General features: G+C 68.5%; 21 protein-coding genes and 1 pseudogene. 11 read left to right on the forward strand and 11 right to left on the reverse strand.

The window, feature by feature from the left end:
* The first annotated feature begins 420 nt into the window (after window positions 1-420).
* A complete protein-coding gene (locus tag IG84_RS0118410; protein WP_107053909.1) occupies window positions 421-684 on the forward strand; it encodes a MerR family transcriptional regulator in 264 nt (87 codons plus the stop codon).
* Window positions 685-848: 164 nt separating this feature from the next.
* Here IG84_RS0118410 and IG84_RS38050 read toward each other — a convergent pair whose 3' ends face one another.
* Window positions 849-1,289, reverse strand: coding sequence for an FhaA domain-containing protein (locus tag IG84_RS38050; RefSeq protein WP_157848903.1), 441 nt, complete (start codon window positions 1,287-1,289; stop codon window positions 849-851).
* Window positions 1,290-1,375: 86 nt separating this feature from the next.
* Window positions 1,376-2,032: a hypothetical protein gene (locus IG84_RS0118420; RefSeq protein ID WP_031058224.1), complete on the reverse strand. Its 657-nt coding sequence runs from the start codon at window positions 2,030-2,032 to the stop codon at window positions 1,376-1,378.
* Window positions 2,033-2,167: 135 nt separating this feature from the next.
* Between IG84_RS0118420 and IG84_RS0118425 the strand changes: the two genes are divergently transcribed.
* The 3 genes from IG84_RS0118425 (at window position 2,168) to IG84_RS0118435 (ending at window position 3,822) form a co-directional block, all read left to right on the forward strand.
* The gene (locus IG84_RS0118425; protein ID WP_031058226.1) at window positions 2,168-2,608 is read left to right on the forward strand and encodes an Hsp20/alpha crystallin family protein; all 441 of its coding nucleotides are present in this window, start codon (window positions 2,168-2,170) and stop codon (window positions 2,606-2,608) included.
* A 271-nt stretch (window positions 2,609-2,879) separates the two neighbouring features.
* Window positions 2,880-3,299 (forward strand): DUF2267 domain-containing protein, encoded by a 420-nt coding sequence (locus IG84_RS0118430; RefSeq protein ID WP_211266477.1) that lies wholly within the window; start codon window positions 2,880-2,882, stop codon window positions 3,297-3,299.
* An 88-nt stretch (window positions 3,300-3,387) separates the two neighbouring features.
* Window positions 3,388-3,822: a DUF2267 domain-containing protein gene (locus IG84_RS0118435; RefSeq protein WP_031058228.1), complete on the forward strand. Its 435-nt coding sequence runs from the start codon at window positions 3,388-3,390 to the stop codon at window positions 3,820-3,822.
* 587 nt (window positions 3,823-4,409) lie between these two features.
* Here the strand turns inward: IG84_RS0118435 and IG84_RS0118440 are convergent.
* Both IG84_RS0118440 and IG84_RS0118445 read right to left on the reverse strand, forming a co-directional pair.
* Complete coding sequence (locus IG84_RS0118440; RefSeq protein WP_031058229.1) at window positions 4,410-4,631, reverse strand: hypothetical protein; 222 nt, start codon at window positions 4,629-4,631, stop codon at window positions 4,410-4,412.
* Window positions 4,632-4,777: 146 nt separating this feature from the next.
* The gene (locus tag IG84_RS0118445; protein ID WP_031058233.1) at window positions 4,778-5,230 is read right to left on the reverse strand and encodes a winged helix-turn-helix transcriptional regulator; all 453 of its coding nucleotides are present in this window, start codon (window positions 5,228-5,230) and stop codon (window positions 4,778-4,780) included.
* Between the two features lie 102 nt (window positions 5,231-5,332).
* Here IG84_RS0118445 and IG84_RS0118450 point away from each other — a divergent pair, with 102 nt between their 5' ends.
* Window positions 5,333-6,613: an MFS transporter gene (locus IG84_RS0118450; protein ID WP_382467398.1), complete on the forward strand. Its 1,281-nt coding sequence runs from the start codon at window positions 5,333-5,335 to the stop codon at window positions 6,611-6,613.
* A 116-nt stretch (window positions 6,614-6,729) separates the two neighbouring features.
* On the opposite strand, the gene IG84_RS0118455 is transcribed toward IG84_RS0118450, so the two are convergent.
* Window positions 6,730-7,770, reverse strand: coding sequence for a vWA domain-containing protein (locus IG84_RS0118455; RefSeq protein ID WP_031058239.1), 1,041 nt, complete (start codon window positions 7,768-7,770; stop codon window positions 6,730-6,732).
* A gap of 393 nt (window positions 7,771-8,163) precedes the next feature.
* On the opposite strand from IG84_RS0118455, the gene IG84_RS0118460 reads away from it, so the two are divergent.
* Window positions 8,164-8,490, forward strand: a complete 327-nt coding sequence (locus IG84_RS0118460; RefSeq protein ID WP_031058244.1) for a hypothetical protein — start codon at window positions 8,164-8,166, stop codon at window positions 8,488-8,490.
* 875 nt (window positions 8,491-9,365) lie between these two features.
* Here the strand turns inward: IG84_RS0118460 and IG84_RS0118465 are convergent.
* Window positions 9,366-9,752: a nuclear transport factor 2 family protein gene (locus IG84_RS0118465; RefSeq protein WP_031058245.1), complete on the reverse strand. Its 387-nt coding sequence runs from the start codon at window positions 9,750-9,752 to the stop codon at window positions 9,366-9,368.
* Window positions 9,753-9,849: 97 nt separating this feature from the next.
* Here IG84_RS0118465 and IG84_RS0118470 point away from each other — a divergent pair, with 97 nt between their 5' ends.
* The 3 genes and pseudogenes from IG84_RS0118470 to IG84_RS39910 form a co-directional block, all read left to right on the forward strand.
* Window positions 9,850-10,428, forward strand: a complete 579-nt coding sequence (locus IG84_RS0118470) for a TetR/AcrR family transcriptional regulator (RefSeq protein ID WP_031058247.1) — start codon at window positions 9,850-9,852, stop codon at window positions 10,426-10,428.
* Between the two features lie 448 nt (window positions 10,429-10,876).
* Window positions 10,877-11,326 carry a putative immunity protein gene (locus tag IG84_RS42805; RefSeq protein ID WP_342668446.1) on the forward strand — a complete coding sequence of 150 codons (450 nt, stop codon included), beginning with the start codon at window positions 10,877-10,879 and terminating at the stop codon, window positions 11,324-11,326.
* 149 nt (window positions 11,327-11,475) lie between these two features.
* Window positions 11,476-11,964: pseudogene (locus tag IG84_RS39910) on the forward strand (IS5 family transposase); the annotation flags it as partial.
* A gap of 14 nt (window positions 11,965-11,978) precedes the next feature.
* Here IG84_RS39910 and IG84_RS0118480 read toward each other — a convergent pair.
* Window positions 11,979-12,665 (reverse strand): ANTAR domain-containing protein, encoded by a 687-nt coding sequence (locus IG84_RS0118480; protein WP_063761813.1) that lies wholly within the window; start codon window positions 12,663-12,665, stop codon window positions 11,979-11,981.
* A gap of 255 nt (window positions 12,666-12,920) precedes the next feature.
* Between IG84_RS0118480 and IG84_RS0118485 the strand changes: the two genes are divergently transcribed.
* Complete coding sequence (locus IG84_RS0118485) at window positions 12,921-13,277, forward strand: helix-turn-helix transcriptional regulator (protein WP_031058254.1); 357 nt, start codon at window positions 12,921-12,923, stop codon at window positions 13,275-13,277.
* A gap of 162 nt (window positions 13,278-13,439) precedes the next feature.
* On the opposite strand, the gene IG84_RS0118490 is transcribed toward IG84_RS0118485, so the two are convergent.
* Complete coding sequence (locus tag IG84_RS0118490) at window positions 13,440-13,916, reverse strand: SRPBCC domain-containing protein (RefSeq protein ID WP_245659398.1); 477 nt, start codon at window positions 13,914-13,916, stop codon at window positions 13,440-13,442.
* A gap of 236 nt (window positions 13,917-14,152) precedes the next feature.
* Here IG84_RS0118490 and IG84_RS0118495 point away from each other — a divergent pair, with 236 nt between their 5' ends.
* Window positions 14,153-14,626: a hypothetical protein gene (locus IG84_RS0118495; RefSeq protein WP_031058260.1), complete on the forward strand. Its 474-nt coding sequence runs from the start codon at window positions 14,153-14,155 to the stop codon at window positions 14,624-14,626.
* Between the two features lie 176 nt (window positions 14,627-14,802).
* Here the strand turns inward: IG84_RS0118495 and IG84_RS0118500 are convergent, their stop codons facing one another.
* The 3 genes from IG84_RS0118500 to IG84_RS0118510 are packed head-to-tail and all read right to left on the reverse strand — an operon-like array spanning window position 14,803 to window position 18,252.
* The gene (locus tag IG84_RS0118500; RefSeq protein ID WP_031058262.1) at window positions 14,803-15,708 is read right to left on the reverse strand and encodes a polysaccharide deacetylase family protein; all 906 of its coding nucleotides are present in this window, start codon (window positions 15,706-15,708) and stop codon (window positions 14,803-14,805) included.
* Between the two features lie 22 nt (window positions 15,709-15,730).
* On the reverse strand, window positions 15,731-16,897 hold the full coding sequence (locus IG84_RS0118505; protein WP_031058264.1) for a maleate cis-trans isomerase family protein: 1,167 nt from the start codon (window positions 16,895-16,897) through the stop codon (window positions 15,731-15,733).
* Window positions 16,898-16,923: 26 nt separating this feature from the next.
* A complete protein-coding gene (locus tag IG84_RS0118510; RefSeq protein WP_031058267.1) occupies window positions 16,924-18,252 on the reverse strand; it encodes an MFS transporter in 1,329 nt (442 codons plus the stop codon).
* Between the last annotated feature and the right edge of the window lie 111 nt (window positions 18,253-18,363).

An 18,363-nucleotide genomic window follows, 5' to 3' on the forward strand; every position in this document is an offset into this window, starting at 1 on the left:
AAATGGGCGTCACCCCGATGCAGTAAATCTGTCATGGCGGGTGTAGACATGGGCGGTCGACGGGGTTACTGTTTTGCCTGTAGCCACGAGATCGAGTGAGCGCGGCAGAGGATGAACTGGCGCGCACGCAGGTCCGAAGATGGACGGCACGGCAGTGGAGTGAGGGAGCCGGAGGGTAGGAAGGGTTCCGTCGCTGGTTGCCGGGCCGGTGGCCCGTCAGGGGCCGCGAAGCAGTACGGCATGACCGCATGTTCCAGTACGCAGCAGTAGTCCGGAATGAAGGAGGCAGACGCCATCAGGATCGCCCGGGCGAGGAAGTGTCACCGCCTGGGTACCGCAAGACCCCGGATTGGAAGGTGGTCCCCGGTCACGCATCCGCGATCCCCGCGCCTCCGGCCTCCCAGGCGGCGGGCCGCCGAAATGCTCGGCACCACGCCCGCCTTCCTGCGGGCGATAGGGGAAGCACGGCTGATCACCCCGCTCCGCTCCGAGGGCGGACACCGCCGCTACTCCCGTTACCAGTTGCGCATCGCTGCCCGCGCCCGCGAACTGGTCGACCAGGGCACTTCCGTCGAGGCCGCCTGCCGCATCGTCGTCCTCGAAGACCAGCTCGAAGAAGCCCAGCGCATGAACGAGGAGCTGCGCGCCGCCGCCTCCCAGCCCCAGCACTCCACTGACGCCTGACTCCAAGGTGTCGGCAGCAGCTTGCCCCGGGAACTGAGCGACTTCTTTCAGGCACGGCACTGAGCCCGATGTGGTGTTCCCAGGCCGGACGGTGGGGGGAGTGGCACTGCCTGAGCTGCGGTGACCGCTCCGCTCCGGCGAAGCTCTCGGAAGCCCTGACCGGCTCACCGCCCCTTGCGCGGGGGCACAGTCACCTGGGGCAGGGCCATGGTCGGGGCGTCCATGTGCGTCGGCGGATGGCAGGGGACCAGGCGGCTGTGCACCCGGTAGCGGGTGCGCCCACCGTCCGGATGTGCTGCCACGCCCACCGTCACCGGGCCGGCGAAGCTGTCGGACCGCTCGGCCGCGTACCGTCGGATCTCCGCGGCCAGCTCGGGGCCGAGCCGCTCCCGGTGGCCGGCCAGTCGCCGGTGACTGTCCGCGGGCAGCTCGATCGAGAAACAGTTGGGTACCACGGTGCGCCCACGCCCCATGATCAGGGCATTGTCGTCGCACTCCCGGCGCAGCCGGACCACCACGTCCATCGGCTTCTTTCCGGGCTTGCGCACCGAGGCCCACACGGCACTCGTCCAGCGGTCCATAGCCCGTTCGAATCGTCCGATCATGTTCATCACTGGCGCCTGTCCGCCCGCGCGTCGCCCATGCTCACCCGTCCGGGTGAGGCGCCGAAGTGCGGAGGGGAGCAGGCTCCTCAGAGGGCCGGGCGACGCTGATCGCTACTGGCCTGACGCAGGCCGTCGGTGTGGCGGGTGAGGGCATCCACGCGAGCCGCAAGATCGGGGTGGCCGGCGGTGAGGTGGTCGCGGACGCGAGTCAGCGGGCCGAGGAGCGCGGCGACGTCGTGGTGGCCGAGGGCCTGGACGAGGGGTGTGCGGACTTCGGCGGGCAGGTCGGTCAGGGCGGTGATCTGGCCGGCGAGCTGGCGCAGGTCGGCGGCGTTGCCGCGGGCCCAGGTGGTGACGGTGCGATCGGCGGCGCGCTGATCGCGAGTGGCCTGAATCCGTTCTTCGCCGGTGGTGCCCGGTGCTCCGGGGCGCAGGCGCAGGTAGCGGCGTTCGGCGGACTGCCGATTGGCGACTCCGAGGGGCTGGGCGAGGTCGGCCCAGCTTGCACCGGCCTCGCGGGCGGTTTCGATCAGCCCCGTCTCCCAGCCGGCCAGTTGATCCCGCAGCCGGCGCAGCAGCAACAGCGCGGCCAGCGCCTGCTCAGCACTCGCCTGGGGGGCGGCCTGCTGGCCCGGCTGCGGGATCTGCGCGGTACGCACGGCCTCCTCGATCACCTCCAGCGCTGCTTCGGCGGCGGGGAAGGAGGCGGGCGGGGACACCTGTTCCTGGCCGTCTGCGCTCATGAGTCACCTCCGCTCAGGGTCGTCGCCCTCCAGGCGACATGCTCGCTTGTCATCGTCTGGATGACATGCTACAAGAGAACCAGGTAGCAGCGCATGGGCATGTACAGCCCGAGCGAAAACGGAGGTGTTTTCCCAATGCTGATGCGCACCGATCCCTTCCGTGAGCTGGACCGGCTCACCCAGCAGCTCCTCGGCAGCAACCCGTCCGGCACCTGGTCCCGGCCCTCGGCGATGCCGATGGACGCCTACCGCGAAGGCGACGAGTACGTGATCGCCCTCGACCTGCCCGGCGTCGACCCCGAGGCCATCGACATCGACGTCGAGCGGAACATGCTGACCGTGAAGGCCGAGCGCCGGCCCGTCACCAAGAGCGACAGGGTCCAGGTCGAACTCTCCGAGCGGCCCCTGGGTGTCTTCTCCCGCCAGGTGATGCTCGCCGACTCCCTGGACACCGAGCACATCAACGCCGACTACGACGCGGGCGTCCTCACCGTGCGCATCCCGATCGCCGAGCGCGCCAAGCCGCGCAAGATCTCCGTCGGCGCAGGCTCGGGACGCAAGGAGATCAGCGGCTGAGGCCAGTCCTCGACGCTGCAGCGGAGGACGGGGCTCTGGCGCTCCCGCACGCCCCGTCCTCCGCCACCTGCAACAAGCGGTCTCCAGTAGGCGGTCTTTCGTGGAAGGGAAAGAGGAAGGAGGCGTGCAGCCAAGAAGGCAGCACCTCACCCTCGCGGTGGCGGAGGGCGGGCTGATCTCTCCCCTTCGACCCCTGACCCTCCCCGCCGCCCCACGACCCACGCACGTACGACGTACGGACCGATGAACGGAAGAGGGGATCGCGGTGGTCATGCAGCGAGAAGCATTCCTGAACCAGGTACAAGAACGCGGTGAGTACCCGACCCGTACGGAGGCCGAACGGGCGGCGCGCATCGTCCTGGCGCTGCTGGGTGCTCACCTGGTGGGCGAGGTGCGGGCCGAGCTGGCCGCCCGGCTCCCGGAGACCTTCGCCCTGATCCTGCTGAACCCGCTGCAGGCCGCCGAACCCCTCTCCCCGGAGCGGTTCGTACGTGCCACTGCAGCGTGGATCGAAGGGGCCACCGAGCAGACCGCGACCTGGGACATCGGCGCTGTACTCAGCGTCGCCGCGGATGCGGCCGGCGAGGAGCTCACCCAGCGCATCCTGCTCCAGCTCCCCCCGGGATACGACCTGCTCTTCGGCCGCCCCCAGGACACCACCGCCCCCGAACACAGCCCACCGAACCGGTGAGCCGGCCCGTCCAGCACCGGCGTCCCGACCGTCACCGGCCGACCGCCACCAGAACAATCCCCTTATCGAGAAAGGCACTTATCCACCGATGCAGCCCCCCTCGCAGCAGGTCGTGAGCACGCCGGCACTGTCCTACACGCAGATGCTGGAGCGCGTCCGCTACGACGGCGCCTACCCCACCCGCGAACGAGCCGAAGAGGTCACCTCGGCCGTACTGGCCGCCCTCGGCCGGCGGGTCACCGGCGAGGAGCGCGTCGAACTCGCCGCCCGCCTGCCCCACCAGGCCGCGCAGATCTTCACCGCGCAGATACCCGAAACCGACTCGCTGACCGGCTGGCATTTCATCAAGGACCTCGCTGCCCGCACAGGCGGCACCCTGGCCACCACGCGCTGGGACGCCGGCTCCGTCCTCGGCGTCGTCGCCCACCTGGCCGGATCCGACCTGCTCGACCGCATCCTCGCCCAACTCCCCTCCGGCTACGCCATCCTCTTCGGCCGCGCGGAATTGGTTCAGGCCGCCTGACGGAAGCTCCGATCCCACCGAGCCGGGTACGGCCGCTGAAGCGCCTCGTCGAGAATGCCTGTCGTATCCATGGCGAGGACGGCAGGCGAGGCGCCACGGGGGCGACGGCTTCGCGCTCAAGTCCTCCCGGCCCCCGGCCCGGAGGAGTCCGGCACCCTCATGGTGCGCGCCGAGATCCCCGAACAGTCTCTTCGCCCCCGGCGGCGGGCCGGGGGCGAAGAGTGTGTATCCGCCGGCTGCGCCCGGACCGGTTCAGCTCACGGGTTTGTGGTCCTGGAGGGTCCTTGGACACCTCAGCCGCAGCTCATCGAGTCTGCGCGGAAGCCCGCTGAACCGGCTTGCGTTGAGCCACTCCCGTGCCCGGGACGGACGCCTGCGCATCCTCGAGCGGGCAGGTCTCGCTCTCCTCGAAGTCCGGAGCCCGGAAGGGGTTCGTCGTCGGAGGCAGCGAAGCTGAGGTGGCGTAGCGGGGCGCCCCTTCCGGAGCGGAGAACAGCGAGGTCAGGTCGATGAGAGGTCTCCCATTCGTGACAAGGACATGGCAGGTCTAGCGTGCTGTGACCGGGTCAGCGGTCGGGTCAGCGGTCTTACAGCTTGCTCATCTTGGCGTACGGGCTCATGATCCGTTCTTGCGCCGAAGCGAAATCCACGAGCACCGCGATCCCGTCCTCGATGCCGATCACGCGGCCGAGGCCGTACACATCGTGTGTGACCCGGTCGCCCACGACGAACTGCTTGAGAGGCAGTGTCGCCGGGGCCTTGAAGGGGCTGGTAGGCAAATGCCGTTTACGTGCGGCTGGCTTTGTCATTACTACCAGTATGCACCTGACCCGCTGAGTGAACAGCCTCAGGGCCTTCCGTTCCTCGTCCGGGTGCGTGCGGCTGCGACCTCGCAGGAGGATTCCGCTTCACCGTCCTGCAGGTCCGAACGCGCCAAACGCGGTCATGCCTCGGATCACTGAGGGGAGACCTTGTGGACGGTGGTGTCGTCGGGGTCCAGCCGGCGCCCGTCCGCGGACAGTACTTCCAGCGCGCGGAGGCGATGCCCCTCTCGGCGGTCGACCAACTCCGAGTGGGGTTCGTCGGGGGCGAAGAAGTGCTGTTCGCCCCACTGCCGCAGTGCCACGATGACGGGGAAGAGCGCCTTGCCCTTCGGAGTCAGTACGTACTCGCGGTAGGCGCTGCCGTCCGAGGCGGGGACGGATTCGAGGACGCCGCCGGCGACCAGGGTGCGCAGCCGCGCGGTGAGGATGTTCTTGGCCACGCCGAGGCTGCGCTGGAACTCCCCGAAGCGCCGGCTTCCGTCGAAGGCGTCCCGCACGATCAGCAGGGACCACCAGTCGCCGATCGCGTCCACCGACCGGGCGACGGGGCATTCGCTGTCGTCGAAGCGAGTCCTGGTCACCATGGCGTCCTCCACCCTCACAACGGTTGCAACATGCTACCAAAAGGGCTACTGTCGCCGTCATTCTTGGTGGCAAGTTGAAACCAGATGGGTGGGGGAGTGCCGATGCCCGGCAACGGCGAGGCCGTGACACGACGGAACCGGACACGATCGACCGAGGCCCGAAGCGGGGAAGGTCCCGCGTCCGTCCTCCCCCGTGGCGTCGTCATACTGTTCGCCGTCGCCTGCGGGGCCGCGGTGGCCAACGTCTACTTCTCCCAGCCGCTCCTGGTGACCATGGGCCACGACCTCGCCATGAGCCCGGCACTTGTCGGCAGCGTGGTCACCCTCACGCATGTCGGATACGGGCTGGGACTCTTCTTCCTCGTGCCGCTGGGCGACGTGGCCGACCGCAGGCGGCTCATCGTGGCCCAACTGCTGCTCCTGGTAGGGGCGCTGGCCGTCGTGGCCGCCGCCCACACAGCGGCGATGCTGCTCGCGGGCATGGCCGCGACGGGCCTTCTCGCCGTCGTCACACAGACGCTGGTGGCCTTCGCGGCATCACTGGCCCCTCCCGCCGGACGCGGCCGGGTCGTCGGCCTGGTCACCAGCGGCGTGGTCACCGGAATCCTGCTCGCCCGCACCGCATCCGGCCTCATCGCCGATCTCGGGGGCTGGCGCTCCGTCTACCTCGCCTCGGCGTCGCTCACCGCGCTGCTCGCGCTGATCCTGTACCGAGTGCTGCCGCGCCACAGTGACGCTCCGCCGACAACACTGCGTTATAGACAGCTCCTGCGCTCCACGATCACCCTGTTCGCACGGGAACAACTGCTGCGGCTCCGGGCCCTGTTCGGCCTGCTGATCTTCGCCGCCTTCAGCACCTTGTGGAGCAGCGTCGCGCTGCCGCTCAGCGAGGCCCCGTACTTCCTGCCCCACAGCGCGATCGGGGCGCTGGGGTTGGTCGGTGTCGCCGGCGCCCTGGCCGCGACCGCGGCGGGCCGCCTGAACGACCGCGGACTCTCCCGGCGGACCACCGGCATCGCCCTGGCGCTGCTCGCCGCCTCGTGGCTGCCCCTGGCCTTCACCCGCAGCTCGCTCTGGGCCCTGGTCGTCGGGGTGATTCTGCTCGACCTCGCCGTGCAGGCGGTCCATGTCACCAACCAGACCCTGATCTACACACTGCACCCGGACGCGGGCAGCCGGCTGATCGGCGGAAACATGGTCTTCTACTCGATCGGCAGCGCCACCGGCGCCATCGCCGCGACCGCCCTCTACACGGTGGCCGGCTGGGGCGCCGTGTGCGTACTGGGCGCCGCATTCAGCTGCCTCGGGCTCGCGCTGTGGGCGTTCACTCGACACGGTACGGCGGACCCCGCCGCCAGGGTGGCCCCTCGCAGCGAAGCCTGATCGTTGCCTGAGCCTTCTCATCGAACGTTGCGTGAAGGCCACGCCACTGGCGTAGGAGGCGTGTTGGACTCGAAGGGCGCCCCGCCGGTCGGACCGGCGGGGCCGGCTGCGAGGCGTCAGATCATCAGCAGGAGCCGCGTGTGCGGTACGAGCTTGCGGTTCACGCTGGTGCTCTGCACGAAGATCGTGAAGTCGTCATTGTGGTCCGGCTTGACGCGGACTTCCGCATCCGGCAGGCCGAGCAGGGCTCGGGCCTGCGGCCCCGTGTACACCCGGTCAGTCTTCTTCTCCAGTACCGCGATCTGCTTCCGTGCCTGGACCTTCTCCGACTTACTGAGCTGGTAGAACGCACACCCGGTGCGGTAAGTGTGTCCGCATTCGACGACCCAGTCCCGTATCGCCGCTGCACGGGCCACCGGAATCAGCTGGTACTCCGACGGATTCACCGGAGCGAGGCCGGCTGCCTTGATGGTGTCCCTGTTGACCGCCTCGGCACCCGTGGAGAACACCGCCCGCGATCCCCGGATGCCCTGGGCCCGGCCCACCATGAAGTTCTCGGTGGCCTGCTGGATGACCTGCCCGGCCTCCTCCAGACCCTGGGTGCTCGTGGCGTCCCAGATGGCAATGTTGTCCTTCGGGAAACCGCACTGCATCGCTTCGCGCTTGCCCATCTGGTCCGGCACGAGGACGGCCAGCGTCCAGTTGTCCTCCTGCGTCTGGCTCATCGTGGCCACGGCCTGCACCAGCTCCCGCGGATTGTTGGCAGGAGCATCCGGGCAGCGGTGACTTGCGTTCTCCTGTCCGTCGGTCAGCACGAACGTCAGGAAGCTGTGGTCGCCGTACAGTTGAGCGGTCTGCGCCAGCTCCCGCTGCGACTTCAGCGTGGCCGCCAGCAGAGCCGTCATCCCACCGACCCGGTACAGCTGCTTCAGGGACGGCATCCGCAGCACGTCCTTGTCGTAGATGACGCACTCCACCTTGTCCGCGAAGACGTACACCGTGACACGGGTCTCCTGGTCGAGCTCCTTCGACCGGCGGGCCAGATAGGCAATCTGCTGGTCAGCGACCTCGACGACCTTGCGGCTCAGGTGTGACATGGACGAACTGGCGTCCAAGACAAGAGCAACGTGGTTGATGTAGTTCTGGGTTCCGGACATGAGTGTTCCCCCTCTTCCCACTGGATGCTCCTAGCCTCTCACCCACCACTGACAATCGATCTTGAACGAGAGGCTGGCGGCCGGGCCTCCCTCCAGGGACGCACCCGACCCTGGGCCGCGACGGTGCCGTACGTGGTGGGGTGGGAGGGGGAAGCTCTTCAGCAGAGACCGTGTCACCGGGGACATCGGGGAACATCACGGAACACCCGGTGTCCCAGCCCCAGTCGCACAGCGCCCGCGCAGCCTCGACCGAACCGCCGTGGCCGCGCTGACAACTGATCGCCCCATCAGCGGCGGCCAGCGAATACCCCAGCTCGGCCGGCCCCCCCAGAAGGAGCTGGAGCTGCCCTAAATCCGGTTGGCTGGAGTCGCCCGATCGGCCAAGCTGGGCCCATGCTTCGCAGAATCATGTTCGTACAGCTCAAAACGGGCTACGACACCGACCGCGGACCCTCGTGGATCGGGTGGGTGGACTTCTCCAAGTCCTGGAAGACGGCCTACTTCCACGGGCGGACCCTGCGGCGTGGCACGGGGCTCGGCTTGCCCGACGCCAACTTCTACGACGTCGCAACCAACGAGGATTTCTGGATCTCTGGACCGAAACGCGACCGGAGCGATACCCGGTACGGCCCGGAAGGACCGACCGTAGAGGACGACGCCGCGGACGCCTACCGCGCGTTTCTCCAGGGCGCGCCACTTCCTGGCCGGGAGGACGGCTGAGGCCCGTCCGTGGGCAGGGAAGGTGCGCCCCCGTGCCGTGGATATTGATGAAGTGGTCGCCGCCGCCTTCGTAGGTTTTGCAGTCCGGCGCACACCGTCCCCTCTCCGAACTGCCTGTTCGCGCCTCCCTGTTGGGTCGAGAGAGTGAATGGTCAGCCCGTCTGTCAGGCTCGGCCTGCTGAAGATGCATCTCGGCGGGGCCGGGAGGCCCAAGTCGACCGCGCGCAGGGGAGCCCGCATGCAACATCGGTAGAACCGTTGGTGGCCCGCTGGACGACCGTCCCGCAGGGACCGGTTACATGGTGGCTCCTGCGGTGGACCTTTCTCCGCTCTGGCGAGATACAGGTCTCGATCAATCACCGGACAGGCGAAGGCATCAGTCCTTGATCCTCGGCTCATACCCGTGACGCACAGGGGTCTGGCCTCCGGTGTGCAGGCACCGTGAACGAAGTACGGCCGCAGTGGGGTGAGCTGTTGTTCTCCTCGGTGGAGGGCGTGTGCGTGGAAGCCGTCGAGGTGTCTGACACGGTCGTCCGGGGCGACGCCCGGACGACCGCCAGCCGAGCGGCCTGCCCGGGAGACGGTTGCTGGTCGGGCCGAATACATGGCTCCTACCTGCGGTTCCCTCGTGATCGCCAGCGGTCGGCAAGTTCGTCGTGGTGTCGCTCACGCGCCCGAGACCGTGCCCTGGTGACGTGATCGGTCCTGGATATGGAACAGACACTCACCTTGAGTTTTAACCTCAGATGGCTCGTCCCGTCTCCGCGGTATCCGCCGCCGATTCCGCCCGGCTCAGGGCGGACGCCAAGAGAGCCGAGGCATGGTCGCGCTGGAGCGAGGAGCCGATCGAAGGTCAAAACCCAAGCCGGGAGCGGTCAGACGAAGAAGGCGTTCATCCCGGGCACGTCGGAGAGATAGGTCTCGATACTCGCGATCTTTCCGTCGCGGAGCCGGCAGACCGTGGCCAGGTATTCGTCCAGCACAGCGTCCTCCCGGTGCGCGGTGTTGTGCAGGGAGAGCGCCATGTTCTCCCTGCTGACCAGGAGATGCAGCAGCTCGAAGTCGAGGCCGTATGAGGCGATCCGCTGAGCGCGCTCCACCACTGCGTCGGCGCCGTCGGCTGTGCCGGAGATGGTGTTGTCGCCGGGCAGGGTCCAGGTGACGTCGTCGTGCAGCAGGGCCCGGATGCCGTCCCAGTCGCCCGAGACAAGGGCCTGGTGGAAGGTGCGCCCGAGGGCGAGGGAGGCTTCGTTGGCGGACATGACATTCCCTTCGCAGTGCTAAAGCAGTGATCTCTGCTTTAGCGTGACCGTAAGCCCCTGCCCGCTAAAGCGCAACTCTTTGCTTTAGGGTGGAGGGGTGAACGCTGACGCATCGCCGAAGCGGCCCGGCGGCCGCAGTAGCCACGTCCGTGCCGCCGTACACAGCGCCGTGGTCGCCCTGGTGGGCGAGCGCGGCGCCGACCAGGTGACCCTCCCCGCAGTGGCCAAGCGCGCGGGGGTCAACTCCAGCACCCTCTACCGGCGTTGGGGTACGCTCGCCGCGCTCCTGGCCGACGTCGCCAAGCACCGCGGCGACGTCGGCGCGCCCCCGCTCGTCGGCGACCTGCGCACCGACCTGGAGAACCAGGCGCTCTGGACACTGACGGAGCTCTCCCGGCCCGGTGGCATCGCGTTCTTCCGCGCCGAGGTCGCGCCCGACGTCGACGAGCGGCACGACGGATTGCGTGAATGCCTGCGCAGGGTCAGCGAGCGCTTCCGCCCCGTCCTCGACGCGGCGCGGGAGCGCGGCGACGCGCCCCCGTCCCTGGAGCAGGTTCTGGATCGGATCGTTGCGCCGCTCTACTTCCGGGTGGTCTTCTCGATCCCCGGTACGGATGAGGCGTACGTCCGCGACCTTGTAGCGGAGCTGCTCGGGAAGCTCCCACTCGAGTCTTGAACTTCGCTCGGCTCCTCGCTCCAGCGGAACCCGCCCGGAGCCGCACACACCTCGGGCCCCGGAGGAAGAGGTTACGGAACACCTGCAGGACAGCCCGATGGCCCCATGCCGTTTCAGAACCTCTCGTCATCTGCCTGATCCGGGCGGAACCGGCGGCGGATACCGCGGAGACGGGGCCAGCAAGCCGACCTGAGGTTAAAACTCAAGCTCAGGCCGGTGGTGGTACCGAGCGCGGTACCACCACCGGCGCCCGCCGTGGGACCGGCGGTACTAGCAGGAGCCGGAACCGATCCGTCGGACAGCCAGGGCCTGTCCGACGGATCATGGACGGAGCCAAGCTCGACGCTCTCCCGGACCAACGAGCTATGCCTGCCCGCGAGCGTGCCCCACTCCTGAACGTGCGACGATCGCCTTCGTGACGAGCATGAACGGTGACTTCGAACTGTCCATGGAGGAATTGCGAGTCGTAGCGCGCTACGTCGCCGAGACAGCGCAGGAAGTTCTCCCGGTGTTCGAGGACGCCAACCCCGGTGACACCCGACCGCGGGCGGCCATCGATGCGGCATGGGAGTTCATCAACGGTGCGCCCAGGACCAAGCTTCAGCGCGTCACGTCGCTGGACGCTCACCGAGCGGCGAAGGAGACTGCCACCGAAACTGCACGTCTCGCTGCGCAAGCCGCCGGCGATGCCGCATCTGCCGCTTACCTGCACCCGATCGCGAAGGCTCACCAGGTGGGTCACATCCTGCGTGCCGCTGCGAATTGCGGCACGCATCGCCGAAATCGACGCAGGCGAGGATCCCAGGGCCGGGAACAAGGCGATCCAAGAGGTCCGCGAACGAGCCACACCGGTCCTGATCGATATCCTCCAGCGGTACCCTCTCGCGCCCACCGGTAAGAGCCGCGCTGCACAGCTCATGACTGCTCTGGACACCTCCCTCCGTGGGTCCCCGCGAGCGGGGCCTGAACGCACAGGTGGCTAGGTTTTGGCCGTGGCGGATCTTGTGGCTGCTGGGAACTCTCGTCGTTGGCATGATCATGGGCGGGGAGGAGGGACTCGGGCGCTCCCGGGGCGGCCTGACCTACAAGATCCACCTGGCCGCTGAGGGCGGACGCCGCCCGCTGTCCCTACTCATCACGCCGGGTCAGTGGGGCGACGCGCCGCAACTCAGCCCGGCCATGGAACGCATCCGTGTCCACCGCCACGGCGGCGGTCATCCTTCGCACCCCGCCAGATCACGTCGGCGGCGACAAGGCGTATTCCTCCGGCCGAAACCGTCGCTACCTGCGACGACGCCAGATCAAGCACACCATCCCCGAGCCCAGAAGCCAGCGCGCTCACCGCAAGAGCCGCGGCAGCCGCGGCGGCAGACCCACCGGCTTCGACATGACGGTGTACGAGCGCAGGAACGAAGTGGAGCGGACCATCAACGCCTTGAAAACTTCCGGGCCGTGGCCACGAGGTCCGACAAACGTGCCTACGTCTTCCACGGCACCGTCATCGTCGCTTCGATCCGACTCCGGCTCCGCCCGTGATCCGTCGGACAGCCCTAGGAATCGGGCTGTGTGCTGAGCGGTTCCGGCGTGGTGTTCTCCAGGTCCGGTGGCTCAGGCTGCGGGGGCGGGGCTGTCGGTGTCGTCGGTGCTGTCTTGGCCTTGGCGACGGCGGCCGTGAGCTGTTCCTGCACGGCGGGGGGCAACGTAGTGCCGTGAACCGAGTTCACCAGTTCCCCGGCCAGGCGGTACAGCTTGGTGTTGGTGTTCTGTGAGGCCGTGACCAGCACATCCCAGGCCGCCTCGGGGCTCAGACTGAAGGAGGCCATCAGCATGCCGCGGGCCAGGTCGATGGTCGGCCGGGTCTGCATGGCCCGTCGCAATTGGGCGACCAGGACATGCGGGTCCTGGTCGGTGTCCTTGGACGGGGCCGGGTCGTGGGCGGCAGAGGATGTCATGTGCTTGTCGTCCGGGTTCGGGGGCGTGAACAGGTTCTTGGTGCTGGTCAGGTCGAGCAGTCGCTCGACCATGGGGCTGCTGGAGCGGAGGGTGACGGTCTTGCCCTGTTCCAGAGCTCGCTGGCGCAGGATGAGCAGGAGGTTGAGGCCGGAACAGTCACAGAACTCGACCCCATGCAGGTCCAGGTCGACACCACTGGCTGAGAGGCTGAGGGCTTGGTGCAGGTAGGACCGGAGCCACTGGCCGGCGTCCAGGTCGAGCTCTCCCCGGATCGCTGCGGTCACCCGATCGCCGTCCGGCAGGACATCGATTGATGCCAGGAACGGCGGGACCGCCGCCGACGGAGGGCACACTCGCCCGTGCCCGGACCCCTGTCCGGTGGGGGACTGCTCAGAGTACGCAGGCTCTGGCATGGCCTCTCCCTCGTCTGTGCCTACGACCGCTTTAAGGCTGCCGCCCTCGCCAACACACGTCAACTAATACCTGAAAAAGAGTACGTGGTTTTGAAAGCGTGCATGTCCAGTCGCTAAAGTAGAGGGATGGATGGAGTGCCCGAGCCCTACACCGGATGGACGTTCATCACCAACCATGCGCGAGTGCTGACAGCCATTGCCGACAACCACAGCGCCCGCATCCGTGACATCGCGGCGTACTGCCGCCTCACCGAACGCGCCGTCCAGAAGATCATCGCCGACCTGGAGCAGGACGGTTACCTCTCCCACACCCGGGAGGGACGCACCAACCTGTACCGCATCGATCCCAGCAAGGTGCTGCGCCACCCGGCCGAATCGGGCCTGACGGTGGCCTCCCTGCTCTCCCTGCTCGTCCAGGACGAAGCCAACCGCACCACGCCCGAGTCCTCCGACAACAGCAGCCGGTCCCACGCCAGGGCTTGACCGCCGCACAATCGTGCCTGCGGCCCCCCTGGAAGGGGCACCGCCCTTCTCCGGGTGGTGGGCAAGTGATACGTGGCAGCTCTCGCTTGCGGTGCGGATGCCCGCCGAGCCGATACGTGCCCAGCCCGTCGACCTTCGTCCTGCCGGCCGGGTGGGATGGCATCACCCACTGGAGACAAGCTCGGCCAGGTGGTGCAGCGAGTTGGTGAGGTGCTCCGGGCCGAAGGGTGGGAACCGGAGGTACTCCCGGATGGACTGCGGCACCGCCGACCAGTCGTAGGTGAGCGTGACCTCGGTTTCGGACGGACCGAGCGGCGCAAGGTCGTAACGCCAGAGCCAGCCGCCGAACTCCAGGTGACCGTCCTCCTTCTCCTGTCCCGTCAGCCAGCCGATGGCGCGCGGTGGGTCGAGCACCTGGACCTTGTTGGCCACCTGGTAGTCACCGTGGGGATGGTCGGGGTGATACATGTTCATCCGGAAGACCTGCCCCACCTCGGTCAGCGGCGCCCGGTCGACGGATTCCTGAACCCAGCCGGTGCCATCGATCGCAGCATGGATCGTTGGATCCGCCAGCACCGCGAACACCCTCGCGGCGGGCACGGCGACAGTCAGGGTGGCGCTCACATTCTCCTGGTCCACGGTGTGCACGCTCCTTGCTACCTCATCTCGGGCCTCCCGCGGGTGCGGAAGGGGGACACCCAGCATGCAGACGACGGGGACAGCCGCACGTGACTTGCGGTCTCTTTTTGCGGGGTTGGCGGGCGGCTCGGAGTGCCTTGACGCAGGCCCCGCTCGCTGGGAGCCTGTCGCCATCATGAGGAGCCGTTGGCTCGGCCTGGATGATGCGGGCTGTGCCCATGGTCCAGGAGGAGCACATGAGCGATGTGCGAGTCTCGGCCGCCGGCGATTTCCCGCCCGCAACCTTCATCGAGGCCCTCACCACCTTCGGCCCGGAACGGGCAAAGATCTGGGGCAACAGCAGCGCCGGACAGTTGGTGGTCCACGACCAGGGCGAGGGCTGGGCCGACGTCACCGAGGGGACCGACGCGGGGGGAATCTGGCAGCGCTACCGGTATGCCTGGTCGCCCAGTGAGGTGCGCTTGGATGTGGTGGACAGCAATGCCTTCGGCAAGGGCAGTTACTGGCTGTACCGGCTGACCGCCGAGGCAGGTGATCAGCGAACGCGGATCGACCTGCACATTCATCGCGTTCCCACGACGACCAAGGGCAAGCTCTTCGATCCGCTGCTGCGCCTCATCGGCGGCGTGTATTTCGGCCGGGACCTGCGCCGCTCCGTCCGGCGGATCGGGCGCCTCTTTGCGGAGAAAGGCGTGCACGGCTCGTCATGACCGGCCACCGGCCCGCCCGCGCTCGCCACACGCCGTGGTGCCAGACCCGTCCGCGCCCGGGCAGAACTGCGGACAGGCAAAAGGGGACCTGACGACCGGGGGGAGAGGAGCGTTCCGGGACGGTCGACGGCTTCCCGCCCGCCATCCCGGAAACGTGTGCCTCCCGGAAGCGCGTGTCACCGCATGTCGGCCGGGCGCTCGCTGCCCTCGAAGGGGAAGCGGCGGCGGAAGTCGTCGGCCGCGTCCTCAAGGGTGCAGAAACTGACGCCCTCGTGTCGGGAGACGTACTCGACGAAGCGTTCCAGCATCAGCAGGACCTGGGGGCGGCCGCTGACGTCGGGGTGGAGGGTGACGGGTATGACGGCGTAGTCCAACTCCCGGTGCACCCAGTCGAACTGGTCTCTCCAGTCCTGCTCCAGGGTGCGCGGGCTGACGTAGCCGTGGCTGTTGTGGGAGTGCTTGTTGAACATCATGGGCGGCAGGTCGTCGACGTACCAGTTGCCGCAGAACTCGACGAGATCCACCTCATGACCGTGGACGAGCGGCTTCATCCAGTCCTTGGCGTCCGCGGAGTAGTCGATCTTCGTCCAGCTGTCGCCGACGCGGGCGTAGAAGGGGGTGAAGTCCCGGTAGTTCTGGGAGTGGTCGTAGGAGAAGCCGTACTTGTGGAGCAGGGCCGCGGTGTGGGCGGACATCTCCCACCACGGCGCGACGTAGCCGCGCGGCTTGCGGCCGGTCCAGGACTCGATGAGCTCGACGCTCTTGGCGAGGACGTCCTCCTCCTGCTCCGGCGTCATCGCGATGGGATTCTCGTGCGAGTAGCCGTGCGCGCCGACCTCGTGGCCCGCCGCGACGATCATCTCGGTCTGCCGGGGGAAGGTCTCGATGGAGTGCCCCGGAATGAACCAGGAGGTGCGGATGCCGTAGCGCTCGAAGAGCTTGAGCAGGCGCGGGGTGCCGATCTCGCCGGCGAAGACGCCGCGCTGGATGTCGTTCGGCGAGTCCTCGCCCCCGTAGGAGCCGAGCCAGCCGGCGACGGCATCCACGTCCACGCCGAGTGCGATCTTGATGTCCTTGGTCATGAGCCGTCTTTCGTTCGGTGGGTCAGTGGGCGTCGAGGGCGGTCCGCATCCGGGCGACGGCGTCGGCCACGGCCGCGGTGTCGCGGTCGGTCCAGTCGCGTTCGGCCATGCTGTGTACGGAGATCCAGCCGGCCATGGCGCCGTCGCGCTCCACGGGCGCCAGTAGCTGGGCGTTGACCCCGTAGACGTCGATGAGCGCCTGCGGCGGCTGCGGGTCGGCGCGGAAGTGGGGCTGGACCAGCGGGGCGCGGTGGCGCTCCAGCCACTCCACGGTGTTGAGGCGGCGCTGGTCGAGGGAGGCGTCGCGGCGGATGGACCGTACGCCTTCGCCCAGCGCCTCGCCCGCGGTGAGGTCCACGTGCAGTCCGTGCGCGGGCAGGTCCACCCGGAAGGTGGTGCGGTCGGCGCCGGTGGCCGCGAGCAGCTCGGTGAGGGCTTCCTGGAAGCGGGCGCGCAGGCTGCCGGAGCACAGCAGGTCACCGTGGCCGGGAAGCGCCGGGTGGGCGCCCGCCAGGCCGAGTGCCTTCCACAGAGTGGCGGCGACCGAGTCGAACACCGGTACGCCCAGGGCTCCTTCGAGGGCGGCGGCGGGCCGGGCGCCGTACACATTGGTGCAGACGACGGCGACGGCGTGCACGTCCGCGTGTACGTCCCGGGCCGCGGCCTCGATCTGCCGGGCGACCTCGGGCTCCGGGACGCGGGCGAATGCCTCGTTCTCGCCGATGCCGAGCGGTTCGGCGAGCTCGCAGGCGATGCCCTCCTTGGCGTACGTCTGCACGATCCGCACGGCGACGTCCGCCGTGTACGGCAGGGCGAGCCCGAGGCGGGTCACGCCGTACGCGGCACAGGCGTCGAGGAGCGCGAGCGTGGAGGTGGTGGCGGGGACGCCGGTCTCCGCGGTGATCGCCTCGCACAGCGCGCGGTCGCGGTCGACGCCGAGCCAGGAGCCGGAGGTGCCGTTCCAGGCGATGACGTCGACGCGCGCGTCGGCGAGCTGCCGGGCCGCGGCGAGCATGGGCGCGGGATCGAACTGGGCATCCGAGCCCGAGTCGAGCGCGATCCGGGTGACGGGGACGCGCGCGAAGTGCGCGGTGGCCGCGCCGCTGTCGTGCAGCAGGTCGTAAGTGACCGGCTCCAGGCAGGTGTTGGAGGACGGGGTGAGCATCCCGATGCGTACTGCTGCGCTCATCGGACGGTCAGTCTCCGGACGGTCGGTCATCGGACGGCCAGCCTCCTGCTGTAGTCGAGAACGAGGGACGAGGCGGTGAAGAGGAGCCCGGCGCCGACGAAGTAGAGGAGCGCCCAGGTGTAGGAGCCGGTGCCACCGACAATGAAGCCGACGACGATGGGGGTGACGATGCCCGCGATGTTCCCGGCGAGGTTCATCGCACCGCCCATGACGCCTGCGTTGGCGCGCCCGCCGAGGATGGACGGCAGCGACCAGAAGAGACCGGCCCAGCGGAGGAAGAACAGCACGCCGGACAGCAGGAGTACGGCGGTCAGGGCGTCGGGGACGAGAACCACACCGAGCAGTCCTGCGACGACCGCGGCTCCGGCGATCCCCATGAGCGTACGCATGACCTTGTTGGCGCCCGCGCCCCTGGACCGCCAGTGGTCGGCGATCCAGCCGCCGATGAGTTCGCCGACGAAGCCCGAGCCGAAGATGGCCAGGGTCGACCAGCCGATGGTCTTGATGTCGAAGCCCTTGGACTCCGAAAGGTAGAGCGGGCCCCAGGTGAGCAGGCCGTAGAAGACACCGTTGAAGCCCATCCAGCCCAGGCACATCGCCCAGAAGGAGCGGTACTTGAGGTAGGGGCGCAGCCCGGTGCGCTCGTCGGTGCCGGGCGCCTCGGCGTCCTCCTCGGCGTGTGCGCGCTCGATGTACGCGGCCTCCGCCTCGTTGACGCCGGGGTGGGCGCGCGGGGTGTTGCGGACGTACCAGTGGGCGAGGAGGCCCACGACCACGGTGGCGACGCCCGCGATGACGAAACTGATCCGCCAACTGCCGGTCCAGGCGATGAGGGCGGAGATGATGATGCCGCCGAGGGCCGCGCCGAGCGGTGCGCCACCGTCCAGCAGCACGGCGCCGCGGCCGCGCTCCTTGGCGGGCAGCCACTGGGCGTTGAGCTTGCCGCCCGCCGGCATCACCGGGGCCTCGACGGCGCCGAGCAGCAGCCGGTAGCCGAGCAGCGAACCGGCCCCGGTGGCGGCGGCGGTGGCGGCCTGGGCGATGCCCCAGCCGACGCAGGCGCCGGAGGCCATGACGCGCGGGCCGAACCGGTCGATGAGCCAGCCGCCGGGGATCTGCATCAGGGCGTACGTCCAGAAGAACGCGCTCAGCACGAAACCGGTGGTCTCCTTGCTCAGCCCCAGGTCCTCGGTGATGAGGGGCAGGGCCACCGAGACCGAACCACGGTCGATGTAGTTGAGTGCGACGACTCCGAGGAGGAGCAGGAACATCTTCCAGCGGACCCGGGTGGGCCGGCCTTCGCCGGTGTCTCTGCCGGAGGAAACGGCGGCCTGTCCGGCCGCGGGTGAACTCATGATGGACCCTCGATTCGGCATGGCGGGGTGCAGCAGTTCAGGTAGATTCGCCATGCGCACGACCTCGGCGTTCCGCGCTATGGCATACCAAATAATGGGGATGCCTCAGGG

The sequence above is a fragment of the Streptomyces ochraceiscleroticus genome (genome assembly GCF_000720485.1).
Classification (GTDB): Bacteria; Actinomycetota; Actinomycetes; order Streptomycetales; family Streptomycetaceae; genus Streptomyces; species Streptomyces ochraceiscleroticus.